The sequence below is a fragment of the Streptomyces sp. NPDC058307 genome, assembly GCF_042880295.1.
Classification (GTDB): domain Bacteria; phylum Actinomycetota; class Actinomycetes; order Streptomycetales; family Streptomycetaceae; genus Streptomyces.
Map to the genome: position 1 here is coordinate 17,209 of NZ_JBHVYZ010000017.1, position 20,732 is coordinate 37,940.

20 protein-coding genes are annotated in these 20,732 nt (G+C 70.7%); 3 read left to right on the forward strand and 17 right to left on the reverse strand.

The window, feature by feature from the left end; translation table 11 throughout:
* Positions 1-9: 9 nt before the first annotated feature.
* Positions 10-2,274, reverse strand: coding sequence for an MMPL family transporter (locus tag ACFVYN_RS15020; protein WP_389997763.1), 2,265 nt, complete (start codon positions 2,272-2,274; stop codon positions 10-12).
* Positions 2,275-2,508: 234 nt separating this feature from the next.
* Here ACFVYN_RS15020 and ACFVYN_RS15025 point away from each other — a divergent pair, with 234 nt between their 5' ends.
* The 3 genes from ACFVYN_RS15025 to ACFVYN_RS15035 are packed head-to-tail and all read left to right on the forward strand — an operon-like array spanning position 2,509 to position 4,480.
* Positions 2,509-3,057, forward strand: a complete 549-nt coding sequence (locus ACFVYN_RS15025; RefSeq protein WP_389997766.1) for a DUF1697 domain-containing protein — start codon at positions 2,509-2,511, stop codon at positions 3,055-3,057.
* Positions 3,050-3,415: a DUF4440 domain-containing protein gene (locus ACFVYN_RS15030; RefSeq protein ID WP_389997769.1), complete on the forward strand. Its 366-nt coding sequence runs from the start codon at positions 3,050-3,052 to the stop codon at positions 3,413-3,415. Before ACFVYN_RS15025 ends, ACFVYN_RS15030 begins: the two co-directional genes overlap by 8 nt.
* A 45-nt stretch (positions 3,416-3,460) precedes the next feature.
* Positions 3,461-4,480 carry a ketopantoate reductase family protein gene (locus ACFVYN_RS15035; protein ID WP_389997772.1) on the forward strand — a complete coding sequence of 340 codons (1,020 nt, stop codon included), beginning with the start codon at positions 3,461-3,463 and terminating at the stop codon, positions 4,478-4,480.
* Positions 4,481-4,483: 3 nt separating this feature from the next.
* On the opposite strand, the gene ACFVYN_RS15040 is transcribed toward ACFVYN_RS15035, so the two are convergent.
* From ACFVYN_RS15040 to sbnA, 16 genes are all read right to left on the reverse strand, one after another.
* Positions 4,484-5,224, reverse strand: a complete 741-nt coding sequence (locus tag ACFVYN_RS15040; protein ID WP_389997775.1) for a sirohydrochlorin chelatase — start codon at positions 5,222-5,224, stop codon at positions 4,484-4,486.
* Between the two features lie 4 nt (positions 5,225-5,228).
* The gene (locus ACFVYN_RS15045; protein ID WP_389997778.1) at positions 5,229-6,107 is read right to left on the reverse strand and encodes an ABC transporter permease; all 879 of its coding nucleotides are present in this window, start codon (positions 6,105-6,107) and stop codon (positions 5,229-5,231) included.
* The gene (locus tag ACFVYN_RS15050) at positions 6,094-6,879 is read right to left on the reverse strand and encodes an ABC transporter ATP-binding protein (protein WP_389997781.1); all 786 of its coding nucleotides are present in this window, start codon (positions 6,877-6,879) and stop codon (positions 6,094-6,096) included. Before ACFVYN_RS15050 ends, ACFVYN_RS15045 begins: the two co-directional genes overlap by 14 nt.
* 36 nt (positions 6,880-6,915) lie before the next feature.
* A complete protein-coding gene (locus tag ACFVYN_RS15055; RefSeq protein WP_389997784.1) occupies positions 6,916-8,019 on the reverse strand; it encodes an aliphatic sulfonate ABC transporter substrate-binding protein in 1,104 nt (367 codons plus the stop codon).
* A 221-nt stretch (positions 8,020-8,240) separates the two neighbouring features.
* The gene (locus ACFVYN_RS15060) at positions 8,241-9,575 is read right to left on the reverse strand and encodes a sulfate adenylyltransferase subunit 1 (protein WP_389997787.1); all 1,335 of its coding nucleotides are present in this window, start codon (positions 9,573-9,575) and stop codon (positions 8,241-8,243) included.
* A gap of 2 nt (positions 9,576-9,577) precedes the next feature.
* Entirely contained in the window at positions 9,578-10,525 is a 948-nt protein-coding gene (gene cysD / locus ACFVYN_RS15065; RefSeq protein ID WP_389997790.1) for a sulfate adenylyltransferase subunit CysD, read from the reverse strand.
* Positions 10,522-11,085, reverse strand: a complete 564-nt coding sequence (cysC, locus tag ACFVYN_RS15070; protein WP_389997793.1) for an adenylyl-sulfate kinase — start codon at positions 11,083-11,085, stop codon at positions 10,522-10,524. Before cysC ends, cysD begins: the two co-directional genes overlap by 4 nt.
* A complete protein-coding gene (locus ACFVYN_RS15075; RefSeq protein ID WP_389997796.1) occupies positions 11,082-11,792 on the reverse strand; it encodes a phosphoadenylyl-sulfate reductase in 711 nt (236 codons plus the stop codon). Before ACFVYN_RS15075 ends, cysC begins: the two co-directional genes overlap by 4 nt.
* Positions 11,789-11,968, reverse strand: coding sequence for a hypothetical protein (locus ACFVYN_RS15080; protein WP_389997798.1), 180 nt, complete (start codon positions 11,966-11,968; stop codon positions 11,789-11,791). Before ACFVYN_RS15080 ends, ACFVYN_RS15075 begins: the two co-directional genes overlap by 4 nt.
* The gene (locus ACFVYN_RS15085) at positions 11,965-13,662 is read right to left on the reverse strand and encodes a nitrite/sulfite reductase (RefSeq protein ID WP_389997801.1); all 1,698 of its coding nucleotides are present in this window, start codon (positions 13,660-13,662) and stop codon (positions 11,965-11,967) included. Before ACFVYN_RS15085 ends, ACFVYN_RS15080 begins: the two co-directional genes overlap by 4 nt.
* 129 nt (positions 13,663-13,791) lie before the next feature.
* Positions 13,792-13,875, reverse strand: coding sequence for a putative leader peptide (locus ACFVYN_RS15090; protein WP_360326930.1), 84 nt, complete (start codon positions 13,873-13,875; stop codon positions 13,792-13,794).
* 127 nt (positions 13,876-14,002) lie between these two features.
* The gene (locus ACFVYN_RS15095) at positions 14,003-14,575 is read right to left on the reverse strand and encodes a GNAT family N-acetyltransferase (RefSeq protein ID WP_389997804.1); all 573 of its coding nucleotides are present in this window, start codon (positions 14,573-14,575) and stop codon (positions 14,003-14,005) included.
* Positions 14,576-14,592: 17 nt separating this feature from the next.
* Positions 14,593-15,888 (reverse strand): hypothetical protein, encoded by a 1,296-nt coding sequence (locus ACFVYN_RS15100; protein ID WP_389997807.1) that lies wholly within the window; start codon positions 15,886-15,888, stop codon positions 14,593-14,595.
* 151 nt (positions 15,889-16,039) lie between these two features.
* Positions 16,040-17,353: a GAF domain-containing protein gene (locus tag ACFVYN_RS15105; RefSeq protein WP_389997810.1), complete on the reverse strand. Its 1,314-nt coding sequence runs from the start codon at positions 17,351-17,353 to the stop codon at positions 16,040-16,042.
* 231 nt (positions 17,354-17,584) lie between these two features.
* The gene (locus ACFVYN_RS15110; RefSeq protein ID WP_389997813.1) at positions 17,585-19,219 is read right to left on the reverse strand and encodes an acyl-CoA dehydrogenase family protein; all 1,635 of its coding nucleotides are present in this window, start codon (positions 19,217-19,219) and stop codon (positions 17,585-17,587) included.
* 519 nt (positions 19,220-19,738) lie between these two features.
* Entirely contained in the window at positions 19,739-20,722 is a 984-nt protein-coding gene (gene sbnA, locus ACFVYN_RS15115; protein WP_389997816.1) for a 2,3-diaminopropionate biosynthesis protein SbnA, read from the reverse strand.
* Positions 20,723-20,732 lie beyond the last annotated feature (10 nt).

A 20,732-nucleotide genomic window follows, 5' to 3' on the forward strand; every position in this document is an offset into this window, starting at 1 on the left:
CCGCCGGGGTCAGACCCTCAGCGGCTCGCCCTCGTCGTCCCGCGCCACGGGCGCGGCCACCGCGTCCGCGGCCTCGTCGTGGGTGAGGTCGGGCAGCTTGTGCAGCCACTTCGGCAGGTACCAGTTGCGCTCGCCGAGCAGCGCCATGACCGCCGGGAGCAGCACGCCCCGGATGATCGTCGCGTCGATGAGCACCGCGGCCGCGAGGCCCACGCCCATCTGCTTCATTGACTGCATGGACAGCGTCCCGAAGATCGCGAACACGGCGACCATGATGACGGCGGCGCTGGTGACGACACCGGCCGTGGTGACCACGCCGTGCTGGATCGCATCCTTGGTCGTACGGCCCCGCAGGCGTGCCTCGCGGATCCGCGAGACCACGAACACGTGGTAGTCCATCGACAGGCCGAACAGGATCACGAAGAGGAACAGCGGCAGCCACGTGATGATGGCGCCGACGCCCTCCGCGCCCACCAGCGACGCGCCCCAGCCGTGCTGGAAGACCGCGACGAGGATGCCGTAGGCGGCGCCCACCGACAGCAGGTTGAGCACGATCGAGGTGATCGCGACCGTCAGCGAGCGGAACGACAGCAGCATCAGCACGAAGGCGAAGACCACGACGAACGCGAACACCGGGACGACCGCTCCGGCCAGCTGGTCGTTGAAGTCCGCGGAACCGGCGACCTGTCCGGTGATCGGTGCCTGGACACCGTCGACCTTCCCGAGCGTGGCCGGACGCACCTCGTCGCGCAGCTTTTCCAGACTCTGACCGGCCTTGTCGAGGTCGGAGCCGCCCACCAGCGGGACGTACACGAAGGCGAGGTTCTGCGCGTCGTGCAGCTTGACCTCGACCGGGCCGCGCGAGGCGCCCGAGGAGATCGCCTGCGCCTTGAAGTCGGCCAGCGCGCCGGTGACTTCGGGGGCGTTGATGTCGGCCGCCTTGACGACCACCTCGGCCGGCTCGGAGCCGCCGGGGAAGGCGTCGTTGACCCGGTTGTACGTCTGCACGATCGGCAGCGAGTCGCCGAACTGCTGGTCCAGGGTGAGGTTCTGGGTCTTCATGCCGAGCGCGGGCGCCGCGATGGCGAGCAGCGCGCCGGCCGCGACCACGACGGAGATGCCGGGCCTGGCGAGCACGCCCTTCAGTACGGCGGTCCAGAACCGGCTCTCCGGGTTGACGCCCCGCTTGCGGCGCAGTCGGCTCTCCGGGTGCAGGAAGGGGATCTTGCCCTTCTCGACGCGCCCGCCCAGCAGTGAGAGCAGCGCGGGCAGCACGGTCACGGAACCGACCATGGCGACCGCGACGACCATCAGCGAGGCCAGGCCCATCGCCTCGAACTCGGCGAGCCCGGTGAAGAGCATGCCCGCCATCGCCACGCACACCGTCACACCCGAGACGATGACCGCCCGGCCACTGGTGGCGGCGGCGATCCGTAGAGCGGTCTGCGGGTCCCGCCCGGCCTGCCGCTCCTCGCGCTCACGGCGCAGATAGAACAGGCAGTAGTCGACGCCGACGGCCAGACCGACCAGCAGCATCACGGAGTTGGCGGTGTCGCTCATGGGCATCACGTGGCTGACGATGCCCATCAGCCCCATGGTCGCCATGATGGCGCTCACGGCCAGAAGCACCGGCAGGAAGGCCGCGACCAGGGCGCCGAACGCGATGAGCAGGATGCCGAGCGCCACCGGTACCGCGGAGAGCTCGGCCTTCTCGAAGTCGTCGCCGAACGCGTCGGAGAACGTCTTCATCATGCTGGCGCCGCCGATCTCCTCGATCCGCAGCGACGTGTGCTCCTTCTGCACCCCCTCGACGGCCTTCAGCACCGGCTCGATCCGGTCCCCGGCGGTGTCCGCCTCGCCGCGCACGTCGAACTGCACGAGCGCGCTGCGGCCGTCCTTCGAGATCGTCTTCGTGTCGTACGGCGAGGTCACGTCGGTGACCTTGCCGGTGCCCTCGACCGCCTTCACGACGGCGGTGACGGCCGCCTTGAAGTCGGCGTCGGTCGCCTTGCCACCGGCGTCCTTCGCCTGGATCAGCACGGTCTCACTGGCCGGCTCGTCGATCCCGGCATCCTCGATGATCTTCGCGGCGGTGTGGGTCTCCCCCTTGAGCTGGTCGCTGTCCTTGACGTCGACCCGGCCCGCCGCGGAGCCGAGTCCCATCGCCAGGACCACGAACAGCACCCAGATACCGACGGCAGCCCATCGGTGCCGTGCGCTCCAGCCGCCGGCCCGGGCGGCCAGGCCACGCACCCTTGTGTCTCCGTTCCCCATGACGGGCTTGCCCCCTTGTGAGCGGTGGCAGCCCCCTGCCGCCACCTTTCACTTCGAAGGTATGGGCCGGATAAACCCGTCTCGTCGTGCTGTCCGGTGACGTGCGGGGGCCGACTGCTCCTCCCAAGGGACCGCGTGCCCTCCGTACTGGGGAGGACCGTGACCCTTACATCTAACGAACCGTGTGCGGGGCGGTGATCGGGGTCCGCAGCGGCGCCGTCCTAGGGTGTGCGCATGACGACGACGTACGCGGCGCTGCTGCGCGGAATCAACGTCGGCGGCAGCAGGAAGGTCCCCATGGCCGACCTGCGCACGCTGATGGAGGACCTCGGACACGGCGGGGTACGCAGCTACCTGCAGAGCGGGCAGGCCGTGTTCACCGCCCACCACGGCGACGAGGACTCCCTGGCCGCCGAACTCACGGAGGCGATCGAGAAGCGGTTCGGCTTCCCGGTCGACGTGATCGTCCGCGACCACGCCTACCTGAAGGCGATCGCCGACAACTGCCCCTTTTCGGCCGCCGAACTGGAGGGCAGACAGCTCCACGTCACCTACTTCTCCGCCCCTGTCCACGAGGACCGCTTCGCGGAGATCGACCGGGCCGCCTACCTCCCCGAGGAGTTCCGCCTCGGCGACCGCGCCCTGTACCTCTACGCCCCGAACGGCCTCGGCCGCTCCAAGCTCGCCGAGCACCTGTCCAAACCGAGGCTGAACAAGGGCGTGATCGCCACCAGCCGCAACTGGAACACGGTCGTCAAGCTGGTGGAGATGACGGGTGAGTGACCGCAGCCCCGCCGTGGAGACGGCCGTCGCCGGGGAGTTGAGGCTTCTGGACCCCGAGGTGCGGGCCTCGCCCGAGCTCGTGGGCGCGCTGCTGCACCCCGAGTTCCACGAGTTCGGCGCGTCCGGACGGCACTGGGACCGGACGTCGGTCATCGCCGCCCTCGCCGGAGCCACGGACGAGGGCGCCGAACGGATCGTGGTGGCCGGGATGAAAGGGGTCGAACTCGCGCCCGGTCTCGTTCACCTCACCTTCGACACGGAGCACAACGGCAGCCGGGCGCACCGGAGTTCACTGTGGCGGCGCACGCCCAGCGGGTGGCTGCTGTACTTCCACCAGGCGACGCCGTTCGCAGGATGACCGGCCGGTCGCACAGCGGTCGACACCCTGTGCGAGGCTCCTCCCATGCGCTACATCATCATCGGGGCAGGAGCGGTCGGCGGGGCGGTCGGCGGCCGGCTCGCGGGGGCCGGGCACGAGGTCGTGCTGGTCGCGCGGGGCGCACAGTACGCGGCGCTGAGAGACGGGGGACTGCGGCTGAGGGTGCCGGACGGCGAGTTCACGTACCGGCTCCCGGTCGTGGACGGACCGGCCCCGCTGGGTGCCCTGCGCGCCGACGACGTACTCGTCCTCGCCGTGAAGACCCAGGACACGCAAGGCGCCCTGGACGCGTGGGGCCCGGCCCCGGTCCAGGGCGGCGGCACGGCGGCCGAGCGGCTGCCGCTGCTGTGCGCGCAGAACGGCGTGGAGGGCCAGCGCATGGCCCTGCGCCGCTTCCGGCACGTCTACGGCGTCTGCGTCTGGCTGCCGGCGACGTTCGTCGAGCCCGGTGTCGTCAGCGCCGCCTGCGCCCCGCTCACCGGGATGCTGCACCTCGGCCGTTACCCGCACGGCACCGACGCGGTCCTGCACCGGATCGCCGCCGACCTGGAGAAGTCCCGGTTCGAGGCGCCGGTCGTGGCGGACGTGACGCGTTGGCAGTACGCCAAGCTGCTGACCAACCTCGGCAACGCCCTGATGGCCCTGAGCGGCCCCGACGACGGCGGAGTGGACAGCAGGTCCCTGCGCCATAGGGTCCGTGCCGAGGGCGAGGCGGTGCTCGACGCGGCCGGGATCCCGTACGCGAGCGTCGAGGAACAGCGGACGACCCGCGGCGACAAGGTCACCGCCGTCCCGCTCGACGGCGTCCCGGTCGGCGGCTCCTCCTGGCAGTCCCTCGCCCGCGCCACCGGCACCATCGAGGCCGACTACCTCAACGGTGAGATCGCCCTCCTGGGCCGCCTGCACGGCGTCCCGACGCCGCTGAACGAACTTCTCCAGGGCCTGGCCAACACCTTCGCCCGCGAGCGCAGGGCAGCCGGGTCGCTGCCGGTGGGGGAGTTGGCACGGCTGGCCGACGAGGCGGTGGCGGCTGCCGAGGAGTAACGCCTACGCGCTCACCGTCAGCCGCGGCAGCCCCCGCGCCGCCGCCGCGTCGTACCGCCGCAACAGCACCCGCGCCACTTCCGGCGCCGGCCCCAGCACCCCGGCCAGGACGTCCGCCTCGCCCGCGCCCCGCGCGATGCGGTCGGGCAGGAACCCCGGGGCGAGGACGTACGGGACCACGGCCACCTTCGCGCAGCCGAGAGCCCGCAGTTCCCGTACCGCGTCCTCGGTGCGGGGCAGGGCCGCGGAGGCGAACGCAGGCCGCACGGCGCACCAGCCGGTGTGCCGCCACTCCCGCGCGATGTCAGCGATCACTGCGATCGCCTCCGGGTCGGTGGACCCCGCCGAGGCCAGCACGACCCCGGTCGAGGACTTGTCGGCGGGCGTCAACCCCGCCTCGTACAGCCGTCGTTCGAGCGCCGACAGCAGCAGCGGCGACGGACCGAGCACCTCCGCCTGCCGGATCCGCAGCTGCGGCGGCGCGTCCCTGAGGACCGCGGGGATGTCCGCCTTCGCGTGGAACGCCCGCGTCAACAGCAGCGGCAGCGCTACGACGTCACGGACGCCCTCCGCCGCCAGGGACTCCAACACGCCCTGCACGGAGGGGATGTTGAAGTCGAGGAAGCCCGTCTCCACCCGTACGTCCGGGCGCAGCGAGCGCACCCGGCGGACGAGAGCGTGCACCGTCGCGGCATGGCGCGGGTCGCGGCTGCCGTGGGCGATGACCAGGAGAACGGGCTTCATGGACTCAGCTCTTCACCAGCAGACCGCGGCTGCGCAGCACCCACCGCTCCAGCGGGCTGAAGATCAGCAGGTCGATCGCGATGCCGACGAACAGGATGAGCAGGATCGCCTCGAACACCATGGCCATGTCGCTGTTGGTGCGGCCGTTCTCCAGCAACTGGCCCAGGCCCACGCCCAGGTCGGGGAACTGGGCGATGATCTCCGCGGCCATCAGCGAGCGCCAGGAGAACGCCCAGCCCTGCTTGAGGCCCGCCACATAGCCGGGCAGCGCGGCAGGCAGCGTGACGTGCCAGATGCCCTTGATGCCCGTCGCGCCCATCGTGCGGCCGGCCCGCAGGAACAGCGGCGGCACCTGGTCGACGCCGGACACCAGACCGTTGGCGATGGAGGGGACCGCGCCGAGCAGGATCACCGCGTACATCATGGAGTTGTTCAGGCCCAGCCAGATCACGGCCGGCGGCACCCATGCCACCGAGGGCAGCGACTGCAGGCCCGACAGGATCGGGCCGATGGCCGCGCGGATGAACTTCACCCGGGCCACGACCAGGCCCAGCGGAGTGCCGATGAGCAGGGCGAAGAAGAAGCCCAGCAGACCGCGCGAGACGCTGGTCCAGATGTAGCCGAGCAGGTCGCCCGCGAGCCAGGCGTCCTTGAAGGTGGAGCCCACGGCCGCCGGCGACGGCAGCTTGGACGGGTCGTCCACGACCGGGTAGAGCAGGGTCCAGATCACGAGGACCACCGCGAGGGCGACCACCGGCGGCAGGATCTTGTTGACGAGGGTCTGCCGGAAGGTCGGGCGGCCGGTGGCCTGGGTCTCCAGCGCGTCGAGGCCCGCCTCTACGCTCCCGGCGTCCTGGACCGGTGTCGTGTCAGTGCTGGCCATGACGGCGGATCTCCCCACGCAGTTCTTCGGTGATCTCACGGGCCAGTTCGGCCACGGGGGCGTCCTCGATGCGGCGCGGCTGCGGGATGTCGACCGTCCACTCGCGCGCGATCCGGCCGGGGCGGGAGGACAGCAGGATCACGCGCTGCGCGAGCCGTACCGCCTCGCGCACGTTGTGCGTGACGAACAGGACGGAGAGCCCGGTCTCCGTCCAGATCCGGGTGATCTCGTCGTGCAGCACGTCCCGCGTGATGGCGTCGAGGGCCGCGAACGGCTCGTCCATCAGCAGCAGGTTGCTCTCCTGCCCCAGCGCGCGGGCCAGGGCCACGCGCTGACGCATACCGCCCGACAGTTCGTGGACGCGCTTGCCGTACGCGCCCTTCAGCCGGACCAGTTCGAGCAGCTCCTCGGCCTTGTCGCGCCGCTCGGGCTTGGCAACTCCCCTGAGCTTCAGGGCGAGTTCGATGTTCTTGCCCGCGGTCAGCCACGGGAAGAGGGCGTGCTCCTGGAACATCAGGGCGGGGCGGCCGTCGGTCGTGATGGACCCGGCGGTGGGGCCGTCGAGCCCGGCCACCAGGTTCAGCAGTGTGGACTTGCCGCACCCCGAGGCCCCCAGGAGGGTGACGAACTCGCCCGGCGCGACATCGATGCTGACGTCGTCCAGGACGAGCTGCTGTCCACCCGGTCCCGCGAAGGACTTCGAGACGTGATCGAGGCGTGCGGCGTACTCGACGGACTCGTCGGCCTTGGCGAGCGTCGTGGTCGTGGCCATGGTCGTCACCTCCTGGGAACTCTTCGGGGACCGGACTCAGCTGGTGCCGAGACCGGCGGCGTCGACCGTGGACTCGCCGTCGGCCTTGAGGACCTTGTTGAGGATGGTGAGGTCGTAGATCCCGTTCAGGTCGGGCTTCTTCAGCAGACCGGCCTTGACCGCGTGCTCCGCCTCGGTGTTGAGGGTGGCGGCCAGCGGGTCGTTGGTGAACTGGATCGACTTCCAGGCCGGGTCCAGGACCGCGGGCTTGAGCGCCTTGCCGGAGTCCGCCTTCAGCTGCTCGTTCGCCGCCGCCTTCGCCGCGTCAGGGTTGGCGTTGATCCACTTGTTGGCTTCCACCGACGCCTTCAGGACGGCCTCGACCGCCTTCGGGTGCTCCTTGAGGAAGTCCTGGCGCACGATGATGTTCGTGATCACGAACTTCTTGTCCGGCCACAGCGACGCCTCGTCGAGCAGCACCTTGCCGCCCTCGGCGACCAGCTTCGACGCGGTCGGCTCCGGGACCCAGGCGCCGTCGATGGAACCGGCCTTGTAGGCGTCCGGCGTGATCTTGTTGTCGGTGCGGACGACGGTGACGTCACCCTTGCCGCTCTGCGCGTCGACCTTCCAGCCCTGGTCGGCGATCCAGTTGAGGAACGCCACGTCCTGTGTGTTGCCGAGCTGCGGGGTGGCGATCTTCTTGCCCTTGACGTCCTTGAGGGACTTGATCTTGGCCGGGTTGACGACCAGCTTCACACCGCCGGAGGCCGAACCGCCGATGATCTTCAGGCTCTTGCCGCCCGACTTGACGTAGCCGTTGATCGACGGGGAGGGGCCGATCCAGCCGATGTCGATCGACTTGGAGTTGAGCGCCTCGATCTCCGAAGGACCGGCGTTGAACGTCGCGTACGAGGCCTTGGTCGCCCCGAGCTCCTTCTGGAAGAACCCCTTGTTGACCCCGACGAGCGCGGTGCCGTGGGTCAGGTTGCCGAAGTAGCCGATCTTGACGGAGCTGAGACCGTCGATCTTCTTCGCCCCGGCGGCGACCTTGGCGGTGCTGGTGTCCTTGGAGTCCGAGCCGTAGCCGCAAGCGGCGAGGGTGAGCAGCGGGAGCGCGGCGATGACCGCGAGGGTGCGGCGAAGAGCGGGTGTAGCAGGCACGGGAGGTGTTCCTCTCGGAGGCCCGGCGGTCACGGTCTTTCAGGTCGTGGCCGGGAGGTTGGCAGGTTGCGTCTACGGCTGTGGGGGGACGGGGCGCGCAAGCGGTGCGCGTACGTCAGCGCACACATCGCGCCACTCCGCCCTGCCCGCTGCCGAGTGCGCCGCTGCCTACGCGGCCGCCCTCCTTCGCGAACGTGGAGTAGTAGTCGGTGGAGTTCATGTCAGAAGTCCCACCCGTCGTCGTCGGACTCGTCCTTGACGGGCTCGGGGGACGCGAACGACTCGCCGACCATGCCCGCGGTGAGCGTGGTGCCGTCGTTCGGGTCGATCAGGATGAACGAACCGGTGCGCCGCGAGTCCGAGTAGGAGTCGACGGGCAGCGGCTCGGCGGTACGGATCTTCACCCGGCCGATGTCGTTGGCGACGAGCTGTCCCGGATGCGGGTGCAGGGACAGGTCGTCGAGCGTGAGCCGGGACGGGATGTCCTTGACGATCGCCTTGACCGTACGGGTGCCGTGCTTGAGCAGCACCCGGTGGCCGACCGTCAGCGGGGCGTCGGCGACGTGGCAGACGGTCGCCTCGATGTCCTGGGTGGTCGGCGGGGCGTCCTTGCTGGGCACCAGCAGGTCACCGCGCGAGATGTCGATGTCGTCCTCCAGGAGGATCGTCACCGACTGGGTCGTCCAGGCCACGTCGACCGGCTCGCCGAGCAGGTCGATGCCGGCGATCTTCGTGGAGCGGCCCGAGGGCAGCACGGTGATCTGCTCGCCCACGTGGAAGGAACCGGCGGCGATCTGACCGGCGTAGCCCCGGTAGTCGGGGTGCTCCGCGGTCTGCGGCCGGATCACGTACTGCACCGGAAGGCGGGCGTGGCAACGGCTCAGGTCATGGGCGACCGGGACCGTCTCCAGGTGCTCCAGAACGGTCGGACCGCCGTACCAGTCCATGTTCGCGGACGGTTCCACCACGTTGTCGCCGGCGAGCGCCGAGATCGGGATCGCGGTGACGTCCGGGACGCCCAGCTCGGTCGCGTACGCCGTGAACTCCTGCGCTATCGCGGCGAAGACGGGCTCGGCGTAGTCGACGAGGTCCATCTTGTTGACCGCGAGCACCACGTGCGGCACCCGAAGGAGCGCGGCGAGGGCCGCGTGCCGGCGGGTCTGCTCGACGACGCCGTTGCGGGCGTCGATGAGGATCACCGTCAGCTCGGCCGTGGAGGCGCCGGTGACCATGTTGCGGGTGTACTGCACATGGCCGGGGGTGTCGGCGAGGATGAACCGGCGCCTGGGCGTGGCGAAGTAGCGGTACGCGACGTCGATGGTGATGCCCTGCTCGCGCTCGGCGCGCAGACCGTCCGTCAGCAGTGCGAGGTCGGGGGCGTCCTGGCCCCGCGAGGCCGAGACACGCTGCACGGCCTCCAACTGGTCGGTGAGGACCGACTTGGAGTCGTGCAGCAGCCGGCCGACGAGGGTGGACTTGCCGTCGTCGACGGAGCCCGCGGTCGCGAACCGCAGCAGGGTGGACTCCGAGAGCACCTCGGAAATGGTCGTGCTCATGTCTAGAAGTACCCCTCGCGCTTGCGGTCTTCCATCGCGGCCTCGGACATCTTGTCGTCGGCGCGGGTGGCACCGCGCTCGGTGAGCCGGGAGGCCGCGATCTCCGTGATGACCTTCTCGATGCTGTCGGCGTCGGAGTCGACGGCACCCGTGCAGGACATGTCACCGACGGTCCGGTAGCGCACCAGGCGCTTCTCGACGGTCTCGCCGTCCTTGGGCCCGCCCCACTCACCGGCGGTCAGCCACATGCCGCTGCGCGAGAACACCTCACGCTCGTGCGCGAAGTAGATCTCCGGCAGTTCGATCTTCTCGCGGGCGATGTACTGCCAGACGTCCAGCTCGGTCCAGTTGCTGAGGGGGAAGACCCGGACGTGCTCGCCGGGGGCGTGGCGGCCGTTGTACAGGTTCCACAGCTCGGGGCGCTGGCGGCGCGGGTCCCACTGCGAGAACTCGTCGCGCAGCGAGAACACCCGCTCCTTGGCGCGGGCCTTCTCCTCGTCCCGGCGGCCACCGCCGAAGACGGCGTCGAACTTCTCCGCCTGGATCTTCTCGGTGAGCGGCAGGGTCTGGAGCGGATTGCGGGTCCCGTCCGGACGCTCCTTGAGGACACCGCGGTCGATGTAGTCCTGTACCGAGGCCACATGGAGGCGCAGCCCATGGGCGGCGACCACACGGTCGCGGTACTCGAGCACCTCGGGGAAGTTGTGGCCCGTGTCGACGTGCAGCAGGGAGAAGGGGACCGCCGCGGGGGCGAACGCCTTCAGCGCCAGGTGCAGCATGACGATGGAGTCCTTGCCGCCGGAGAACAGGATCACCGGCCGCTCGAACTCACCCGCCACCTCACGGAAGATGTGCACGGCCTCGGACTCGAGCGCGTCCAGGTGGGACAGGGTGTACGGAGCCTCCGTACCGCCTTCGCCACCCTTCACCGCCGCGACGGTCGTCCTCATGCCAGTCCCCTTTCGGTGAGCAGCGCGTGGACCGCGGCCGCGGACTCCTGGACGGTCTGGTTCTGCGACTCGATCCGCAGATCGGGCGACTCGGGCTCCTCGTAGGGGTCGTCGACCCCGGTCAGCCCGGACAGCTCACCCGCGGCCTGCTTGGCGTACAGGCCCTTCACATCGCGTACGGAGCACACCTCGACCGGAGTCGCCACATGGATCTCCAGGTACGCGGCACCGCTCTCCTGGTGACGCTTGCGCACCGCCTCACGGCTGTCGGCGTAGGGCGCGATGACCGGGACCAGCGTCTTGACGCCGTTGCGGGCGAGCAGTTCGGCGAGGAAGCCGATGCGCTGCACGTTGGTGTGCCGGTCCTCGCGGCTGAAGCCGAGGCCCGCGGAGATGAACTCGCGGATCTCGTCGCCGTCGAGCACCTCGACGAGGTGGCCCTCCTCGCGCAGCCGGCCCGCCAGCTCGTACGCGATGGTGGTCTTGCCGGCACTCGGCAGACCCGTGAGCCAGACGGTGGCTCCGGTCGTCACGTGCAACTCCTTGGTAGATGTCGTCATCCGTGCAGCCCGCACTCGGTCTTGGAACGTCCGGCCCAGCGGCCGGCGCGCGCGTCCTCGCCCTCCAGGACCCGGCGGGTGCAGGGGGCGCAGCCGACGGAGGCGTAGCCGTCCGTCAGCAGGGGGTTGGTCAGGACGCCGTGCTCGCTGACGTACGCGTCCACGTCGTCCTGGGTCCAGCGGGCGATCGGGGAGATCTTGACCTTCTGCCGCTTCTCGTCCCAGCCGACGACCGGGGTGTTCGCCCGGGTCGGGGACTCGTCGCGGCGCAGCCCGGTCGCCCAGGCCAGGTAGTCCTTCAGGCCCCGCTCCAGCGGCTCGACCTTGCGCATTTTGCAGCACAGGTCGGGGTCGCGGTCGTGCAGCTTCGGGCCGAACTCGGCGTCCTGCTCGGCGACCGTCCGCGTCGGCGACAGCGTGATGACGTTGACGTCCATCACGGCCTCCACGGCGTCCCGGGTGCCGATGGTCTCCTCGAAGTGGTAGCCGGTGTCGAGGAAGACGACGTCCACGCCCTTCCTCGCGCGGGACGCGAGGTGGGCGACCACCGCGTCCTCCATCGAGGAGGTCACGCAGAAACGCTTGCCGAAGGTGTCGACCGCCCACTGGAGGATCTCCAGCGCGGAGGCGTCCTCCAGGTCGCGGCCCGCCTGCTCGGCGAGGGCCTTGAGGTCGTCGGTCGTGCGCTCTTCCTGAATCGCGGTCATATCCGGTCTCCCGCTGCGTCGGTGTGCTGAAGGCCCCGGGCGAGCAGCCCGAGGAACTTCAACTGGAATGCGCGGTTGCAGGCCCCGCATTCCCAGGCGCCGTGAGACTCCTCGCTCGGACGGAGGTCCTCGTCGCCGCAGTAGGGGCAATAGAAGGGGGCTGCCCGCTCACTCACGACAGGGCCTCCTCGCTGGCACGCGAGGCCCAGGCGGCGAAGCGCTCGCCGTCCTCGCGCTCGGCCTGGTACCGCTTCAGGACGCGCTCGACGTAGTCGGGCAGGTCCTCGGCGGTGACCTTCAGGCCGCGCACCTTGCGGCCGAACCCGGCCTCCAGGCCGAGCGCGCCGCCCAGGTGCACCTGGTAGCCCTCGACCTGTTCGCCCCGGTCGTTGAGGACCAGCTGGCCCTTGAGACCGATGTCCGCCACCTGGATACGGGCGCAGGCGTTCGGGCAGCCGTTGAGGTTGATGGTGAGCGGCTCGTCGAACTCCGGGATGCGGCGCTCGAGTTCGTCGATCAGAGAGGAGCCGCGCTGCTTGGTCTCCACGATGGCGAGCTTGCAGTACTCGATGCCGGTGCAGGCCATGGTGCCGCGCCGGAACGGGGAGGGCTTCGCGGTGAGGTCCAGCGCCTCCAGGGCCTCGACCAGCGGCTGGACCTGCGCCTCCTCGACATCGAGGATGATCATCTTCTGCTCGACGGTGGTCCGCACCCGACCCGAGCCGTGCGCCTCCGCGACCTCGGCGATCTTCGTCAGCGTGGCGCCGTCGACACGGCCGACGCGCGGGGCGAAACCGACGTAGAACAGGCCGTCCTTCTGGCGGTGCACGCCGACGTGGTCGCGCCAGCGGCCCGAGGGCTCGGCGGGCGCGGGGCCGTCGACCAGCTTGCGCTCCAGGTAGTCGTCCTCCAGGACCTGGCGGAACTTCTCCGGGCCCCAGTCGGCGACGAGGAACTTCAGCCGCGCGCGGGTGCGCAGCCGCCGGTAGCCCCAGTCGCGGAAGATGCCGACCACACCGGCCCACACCTCGGGCACCTCGTCCAGCGGGACCCAGGCGCCCAGCCGCACGCCGAGCTTCGGGTTGGTGGACAGACCGCCGCCGACCCACAGGTCGAAGCCGGGGCCGTGCTCGGGGTGCTCGACGCCGACGAAGGCGATGTCGTTGATCTCGTGGACCACGTCGAGCAGCGGGGATCCGGAGATCGCCGTCTTGAACTTGCGGGGCAGGTTGGAGAACTCCTTGCTGCCGATGTACCGCTCGTGGATCTCCTCGATGGCCCAGGAGCCGTCGATGATCTCGTCCTCGGCGATGCCGGCGACCGGCGAGCCGATGACGACACGCGGGCAGTCGCCGCAGGCCTCGGTGGTGGAGAGGCCGACCGCCTCCAGACGGTTCCAGATCTCCGGGACGTCCTCGATGCGGATCCAGTGCAGCTGGATGTTCTGCCGGTCGGTGACGTCCGCGCTGCCGCGCGCGAACTCCTCGGAGATCTCGCCGATCACGCGCAGCTGCTGGGTGGTGAGGCGTCCGCCGTCGATCCGCACCCGCAGCATGAAGTACTTGTCGTCCAGCTCCTCCGGCTCCAGGATCGCGGTCTTGCCGCCGTCGATCCCGGGCTTGCGCTGGGTGTAGAGGCCCCACCAGCGCATCCGGCCGCGCAGGTCGTTGGGGTCGATCGAGTCGAAGCCCCGCTTCGAGTAGATCGTCTCAATGCGTGTCCGCACATTGAGACCGTCGTCGTCCTTCTTGAACTGCTCGTTGCCGTTCAGCGGGGTGTGGTGCCCCGCGGCCCACTGACCCTCACCGCGGTGACGGCTCACCTTGCGGCGGGGCGCTGCGGCGGCAGGGTTCTGCGGGGTGGCGGCCATGGTTTTTTACGTCCTTCGGGACAGGCGGAAAGCGGCTCTTACCTGCGCGTGCACGGGCGCATGGGTGCATCTGCGCGTCATTGCGCGGGGAGGAGAACGAGAGGATGTGCCGGGTGACGCCGCGGCTCGTCAGCGCACCGGACAGATGGCGCTGGACACGCGGCCGAGGTCGACGTGCCGCCGACTCACCAAGGCAATTCCAGTTCCAGACATGACGGAAGCGTGTCACGGCGTTCTGGACACAGTCCAGCTTTATCCATCATGTGGACACCCTGGTCTCGGCAGGTGAGATCAGGGTGTCGTTGGTCCCAAAGATCGCGGGGAGTCTTGTTCCCGCAGGTCAGGCCGGGTAGGCCCCGGGCCAGGGACCGGGCGCGGGCACCTCGGCCTCCTCCTCGACCTTGGTGTCGAAGAGCTGGAAGCCACGGCGCTGGTAGTTGGCCATCGCGTGCTCGCCGTCCTTGGAGCACGTGTGCAGCCAGACCCGCTTGGTGTCCGTCAGTCCCGGCCAGCGGTCCGCGAGGTCCCAGGCGCGGGCGGTGCCGTAGGAAAGGAGGTGGCCGCCGATCCGCCGGCCGCGGAAGGCGGGGATCAGGCCGAAGTAGGCGATCTCCACCACACCGTCGTCCTGGGGCTCCAGCTCGACGTATCCGGCGGGCGTGCCGCGCTCGTAGGCCACCCAGGTCTCCACGCCCGGCCGCTCCAGGTGCTCCCGCCACCGCGCGTACGTCCAGGAGAGCCGGTCCGTCCAGCGGATGTCGCCGCCCACGGACGCGTAGAGGAAGCGGCTGAACTCGGGGGAGGGGACTTCCGCGCGGCTGATGCGGACGTCGCCCTCCGGGGGCTCGGCCGGGAGGAGGTCGGTGGGGGCGGTCTGTTCCAGGGACCAGGTGGTCACGGGGATGTTCGGCATGACCGTCAGGGAATCATCTATCCCAGAGATCTGTCGATCGAGGCCAGCGGCAGCGCGAACAGCATCCGGCCGGACTGGGACCAGACGTCGCCCGTCTGCTCCCAGTACGACAGTGACTCCGACTCCCCGCTCCAGCAGTTGCGGGTCTCGTCCGTGCCGCAACGGGTGGCCTTCGCGGGGGTCGAGGTGTTCTGGCGCCAGAGAGTGCCGTGGTCGCCCTCAGTCGTGGCCGCCCGGCCCAGATACCACTGGGAGTCGTACGACAGGACGGGGCCGGACCCGGCGGCCTTCGTGACGTAGGCGTCGGCCACGCGCGCGTAGCCGCCGCTGCCGGTGGCCAGGAGGCCCGAGCGGCGGGGGTCGCCGCTGAAGTCGTAGCGCCACACGCGGGCGCCCCTGTCGCCGTCCCCGGAGACCCATTCGCTCGCGACGAGGCTGTCCGGTGCGGTGCTGCGGTCCAGGGAGAGGTAGTCCGGGCGGGTGGCGCCCGCCGCGCCGGTCAGACGGTAGGAGCCGACGGCGGGCAGGACCCACTGGGCGCCGTGCGCCGACCAGCCGCCGCGGACCCTGCCGACGGCGCTGCTGTCGACGGTGGCGTGCTGGATGCGGTCAATGTCGTAGACATACAGCGCGTCGCCGCCGTCGCCGCTCGCGGTGACCAGCAGCTTGTTCTGGTACCAGACCATCCCGGTGACCTGTGAGACGAGGCCGCGGAAGTCACGTCCGTCGTCGACGGGGACGGCGAGGAGGACCCAGGAGTAGGTGGGCCGGCTCAGGTCGTTGGCGTCGACGAAGGCGACCCGGGCCAGGCCCCCGCCGTCCGCGGCGGTGCCGGTGCGGCTCCACGCGGACAGGATCACGCGGTTGGCGCCCCACAGGCCGTCGTCGTCGGCGTCCCCGGAGGTGGTGACGGCCCCGGCCCGCCAGGAGCGGGTGTCGGCGGCGTCCCAGCAGTAGGCGGCGGTCGCGGCCGGCTCCACTGGCAGCGCCGTGCGCTCACCGGCCGTGCAGTCGATCGCGTCGCGCAGGGGCCGGTCGGCGGAGGCGAGGACGGCGGAGACGCCGACCGGACGCCCCATCCCGGAGGAGAGCCGGTCCAGGGCGCGCTGCGGGACCTGGGACTCCTTGAGGCGCAGCGGGGCCCTCTCGGTGGTCGAGGTGAGCGGCTTCAGCGTCCCGGGATTGGCCGCGGTCGTGGCCTGTGAGGCGCTGATCATGGTGGCGGCGGCGGTCAGCGCGAGGGCGGTCCCGGCCAGGAACGCGCGGACCGCTTGGCCCCGCCTGCGCCTGCGGTGTCTGCCACGTTGCTTCATACGTCCTCCCGAGGCGGGCCAACTGCGCCTGATGATCCGTACGTTGACCGAGGAGCAGGTGGGGTGGCCCGTAGAGGATGCTACGGCAGTCGGCACCGCTGGGGATGAAGACCGTGCAATTATGCGGAAGATCCGCCCAGATCGAGGGTTTTCACTCGGTCTCGGCGCCGGCCCTGGCCCCGAGTACGCCCGGGGCCGTCGAGTGCGGCAGCAGGTCGACCGGGTTGCCCGGCAGCACCACCTCGACCTCGGCGTCCTCGCGGAAACGATACGGCCGGTGTTCCAGGAACGCCCCGAGATAGCGCCGTACCCGGGACATCTCAGCGCGCACGGTCACCGTGCGGCCCGGATCGCCGAACATGTCCTTGGCCAGGCCCGCCGCGCTGCGGCCCGAGCGGTGCAGAGCCAGCAGATACAGCAACTCGGCGTGCCGGGGACTCAGTTCGTGACTCCACGGGCCCGCGCCGCCCGACACCGTCACCGTCCAGCGGCGCGGCTGCGCGAGGTCCAGCACGATCCGGGTGGCGCCCTGCGGCTCCGGCTCGTCGCCGGCGCGGACCAACCAGCCGCCCGCCAGCGGTTCCAGGGTGCACAGACCGAGCGCCGGCAGCCATCGACGGCCGGGTGAGGGTGACTTGGGCAGCGCGATCCGGTTCGGATACGGCATTCCGGTCACCGCCGCGGTCCAGCCGTCACGGTCCACCACCAGGGCCCGGCCGGTGAGCCGGGCGAGCACCGGCGCCGCCACGGCCCGCAGCCGCTCCAGCGAGGCCAGATGCACCTCGCGCAGCCGTGACTCGGCGAGCTTGGCCACCGAGTCGACCCAGGCGAGCGTCGCCGGGTGCATGGTGTCCAGGGGACCGCTGACGTCCACCACGCCGATCAGCCGGCCGTCGCGGGGGTCCTTGACGGGGGCGCCGGTGCAGGTCCAGGAGGTCTGCGAGCGCACGAAGTGCTCGGAGGCGAAGACCTGGACGGGGCGGCGCACCACCACCGGGGTGCCGATGCCGTTCGTGCCGACGACGTCCTCCCGCCAGTCGGCGCCGAGTTCGAAGCCGATGCTGTCGGCCTTGCGCAGCACGGGGGAGCTGCCCTCCCGCCACAGCACGCGGCCGTCCTCGTCGGCGATCACCATGATGTGGTGAGCGACGTCCGCGACCGACAGCAGTCCCTCCCTGAGCACCGGCAGTACGTGCCTGAGCCGCGTGCTCTCCCGGCGCCGCTGCACCTCCTCGGGGGGCAGCAGACCTGACCGGAAGTCGTGGTCCGGGTCGACGCCGCCGCGCAGCATACGGCTCCAGGACTCCTCGATCACGGGACGCGGGGCGACGGGCGTGCGCCGGCCGGACAGGGCGGCGGAGCGGACGTCCTTCAGTACCCGGGCCGCACGCGCGGTGTCCACGCCGGCCAGGTGGGTCACGTGTGTCGGCAAGAGCGGCACTGGTCCTCCCGGTCCCGGGTCCATTGACTGTCCGTCTCATAGTGCCGGTCCCGGCTCGGGGAGGAACACCGTCCGCCCACAGACACCAGGAAGTTGCAACCCCCTGCAACCCTGGTGGTGGGCTCCGGCTTGATTGAAACTTGGGCCAACGCCGTCTCGCAGCGGCGTGTTTCGGCCTCCGAGGGCCGTCAACGGGGGTGGTGCCGTGTCGGCGCAGCACCACCCCCGTTCTCTCCTGTCCGTGGCCGCGGAAGGTCACTCCACGGGCCGGGCCCGGTCCACCACGGACGCCAGGTCCAGGGTCGTGGGCAAGGTGCCGAAGGCCGTGCCGCCGTCGCCGCCCAGGCGGGCCGCGCAGAAGGCGTCGGCCACCTCCGCGGGGGCGTGACGGACCAGCAGGGAGCCCTGCAGGACGAGCGCGAGCCGTTCCGCCAGGAGGCGGGCCCGGCCCTCGATGCCCTCCAGATCGGCCAGTTCGGTGAAGAGGTTCTTCGTCGCCGCGTCCAGGCGGTGGTCGGCGCCCCGGGTCTCGCCGATCTCCAGGAGGTAGGCGTTCAGGGCCCGGGGCTCTCGCTGGAGGACCCTCAGGACGTCCAGGGCCTGGATGTTGCCGGCGCCCTCCCAGACGGAGTTGAGCGGTGACTCGCGGACCAGGCGGGGCAGGCCCGACTCCTCCACGTAGCCGTTGCCGCCCAGGCATTCGGCGGCCTCCACCGTCAGCGGGGCGCAGCGCTTGGTGACCCAGTACTTGGCCGCCGGTACCGCGATCCTCAAAAACGCCCGTTCCTGCTCGTCGCCCTTGTCGTAGGCGGCCGCCAGGCGCAGGGCGAGGGCGGTCGCGGCCTCGGACTCCAGGGCGAGGTCGGCGAGGACGTTGCGCATCAGCGGCTTGTCAACGAGCTTGCCGCCGAACGCCTCGCGGTGGGTGCAGTGGTGGATCGCCTGGGCGACGGCCTGGCGCATCAGGCCCGCCGAGCCGAGGACGCAGTCGAGCCGGGTCGCCGCGACCATCTCGATGATGGTGCGGACCCCGCGCCCCTCGTCGCCGACGCGGCGGGCCCAGGTCCGGTCGAACTCCACTTCGGCGGAGGCGTTGGAGCGGTTGCCGAGCTTGTCCTTGAGGCGCTGGAGGAGAAACGTGTTGCGGGTGCCGTCCTCCAGGACGCGCGGGACGAGGAAGCAGGTGAGCCCGCCCGGGGCCTGGGCGAGGACCAGGAAGCCGTCCGACATGGGGGCCGAGCAGAACCACTTGTGGCCGGTGAGCTCGTAGGTCTCGCCGTCCGAGAGGGCCCGCGCGGACGTGGTGTTCGCCCGGACGTCGCTGCCGCCCTGCTTCTCCGTCATCCCCATCCCGAACAGCGCCCCCGCCTTGAGGTGGGCGGGCCGCAGTTCGCGGTCGTAGACCATGGACGTCAGACGCGGCTCCCACTCGGCGGCCAGGTCCGGGTCGGTGCGCAGGGCGGGCACCGCGGCGTGGGTCATCGACAGGGGGCAGCAGTTGCCCGCGTCGACCTGCGTCCACAGGAGGAAGGCCGCCGCGCGCCGTACATGTCCCGCGGGGCGGGCCCAGGCGGCGGTCAGGCCCGCCGAGACGCCCTTGCCGAGCACCCGGTGCCAGGCCGGATGGAACTCGACCTCGTCGATACGGTGGCCGTGGCGGTCGTGGGTGCGCAGCCGGGGCGGGTTCTCGTTGGCCTGCAGCCCCCACTCCTGCACCTGCGCCGAGCCGCAGGCCCGGCCGAGCGCGGCCAGCTCACCGTGCACCTCGTCAAGCAGGGCCGGGTCGAGGTGCCGTTCGACGGCCTCCTTGAGAGCGCGGTCGGCGCTGTAGACGTCGTAGCCGGTCAGAGGCGGGGGCTGGTTGGTCACGGTGTGCGTGGTGCCTGCCATGCCTGCGAACGTACCGTTCCTGTGGACTGAGCGGGAGCGAGTCCGTTCAGCCGCGCACCCCGAACGGTCTTGGGCGAGCTGGTCCCCGGCGTACTCGACCCCGGGGCGGCGACACGCATCCAGTGCGCGGTCCGAGCCCGGGAGGCCAGTTCCCTCACGACCTGGCCATGTGGGTACGGCCAGAGGCGACGGGGAGGCCCTGAACCATCCTCTGGTGGAGCAGGGGCCCCGCACGCTGACGCCGTACCCGGTGTCCCAGGTCGCACGACCACGCTAGCCCAAACAGTCCGACGCACCGCAAGCCCGTAAGCGGACGATCACACGATCGAGCTAATGCGGCCTTGTGTGCACTCCCTGGTGAGCAGCACCGACCCCGGGGCACGGCGCGGGGCGGGGTGATCACGGAGACGGCGTGTAGTGCCCGCGTGTGCCGCGGCGCCGCACCCGACCGCACCGAGACCCGACCGCCCTCCGCCCGGCACAGGGCGAGCGGCAACGCCGCGGTCAGGTGCCCGGTGCTCAGGCCAGGTGGGCCATCACCTCCGCCGGCTCGTGGACCGGGTCCGTCTCGGGGGTGCCGTGGGGCCAGCCCGCCCGGTACACGGTGTCGAGGTAGCGCTCGCCGAGGTCCGGGGCGATCGCCACCGCGGTGAGGCCGCGGCGGCCGTGCGCGGACAGCCACTGGTGGGCGCCGCTGACGACCGTGCCGGTGGAGCCGCCGAAGAGGAAACCCCGGGCGGCCAGCCGGCGGCAGACCTGGAGGGTGTCCGGTTCCTCGACCAGCACCACGTCGTCGATGTACGACTTGTCGAGCAGTTGCGGCGGCACGCTCGTGCCGAGCCCCGGGATCATCCGGACCCCGGGCGGGCCGCCGAAGGTGATCGAGCCGACGCTGTCGACGGCGACGATCCGCACCGGCCGCCGCCACTGCCAGAACCAGCGGGCGCAGCCCATCAGCGTCCCGGTGGTGCCGGCCCCGACGAACAGGACGTCCAGGTCCGGGAAGCGCCGCGCGATCTCCGGTGCCGTGGTGCGGTAGTGCGCCCGCCAGTTGCCCTGGTTGCTGTACTGGTTGAGCCACACGTACCGCTCGTCAGAGGCGCACAGCATCCGCACGTACGCGAGCCGCGCCCCCAGGTAGCCGTCGTGCAGGTCCGGTTCCCTGACCACGTGCACCCGGGTGCCGAGCGACTCCATCAGCCGGATCGACGCCTGGTTGCAGCGCGAGTCGGTCACGCACAGGAAGCCGTAGCCCCGGCTCGCCGCGATCATGCTCAGGGCCACCCCCAGGTTCCCCGACGACGACTCGACCAGGACCGACCCGGGCCGCAGGGTGCCGTCACGCTCGGCGGCGTTCACCATCTCGCGGGCCGCCTTCAGCTTGATGGACCCGGCGAAGTTGAAGCCCTCGCACTTCAGGAACAGCGGAAGCTCCAGTGCGGCCCGCAGGTCGACGTAGAGGTCTGACTCGTTGAACTCCGAAGGATCGGAAATGACGGGCATGACGCCCCCC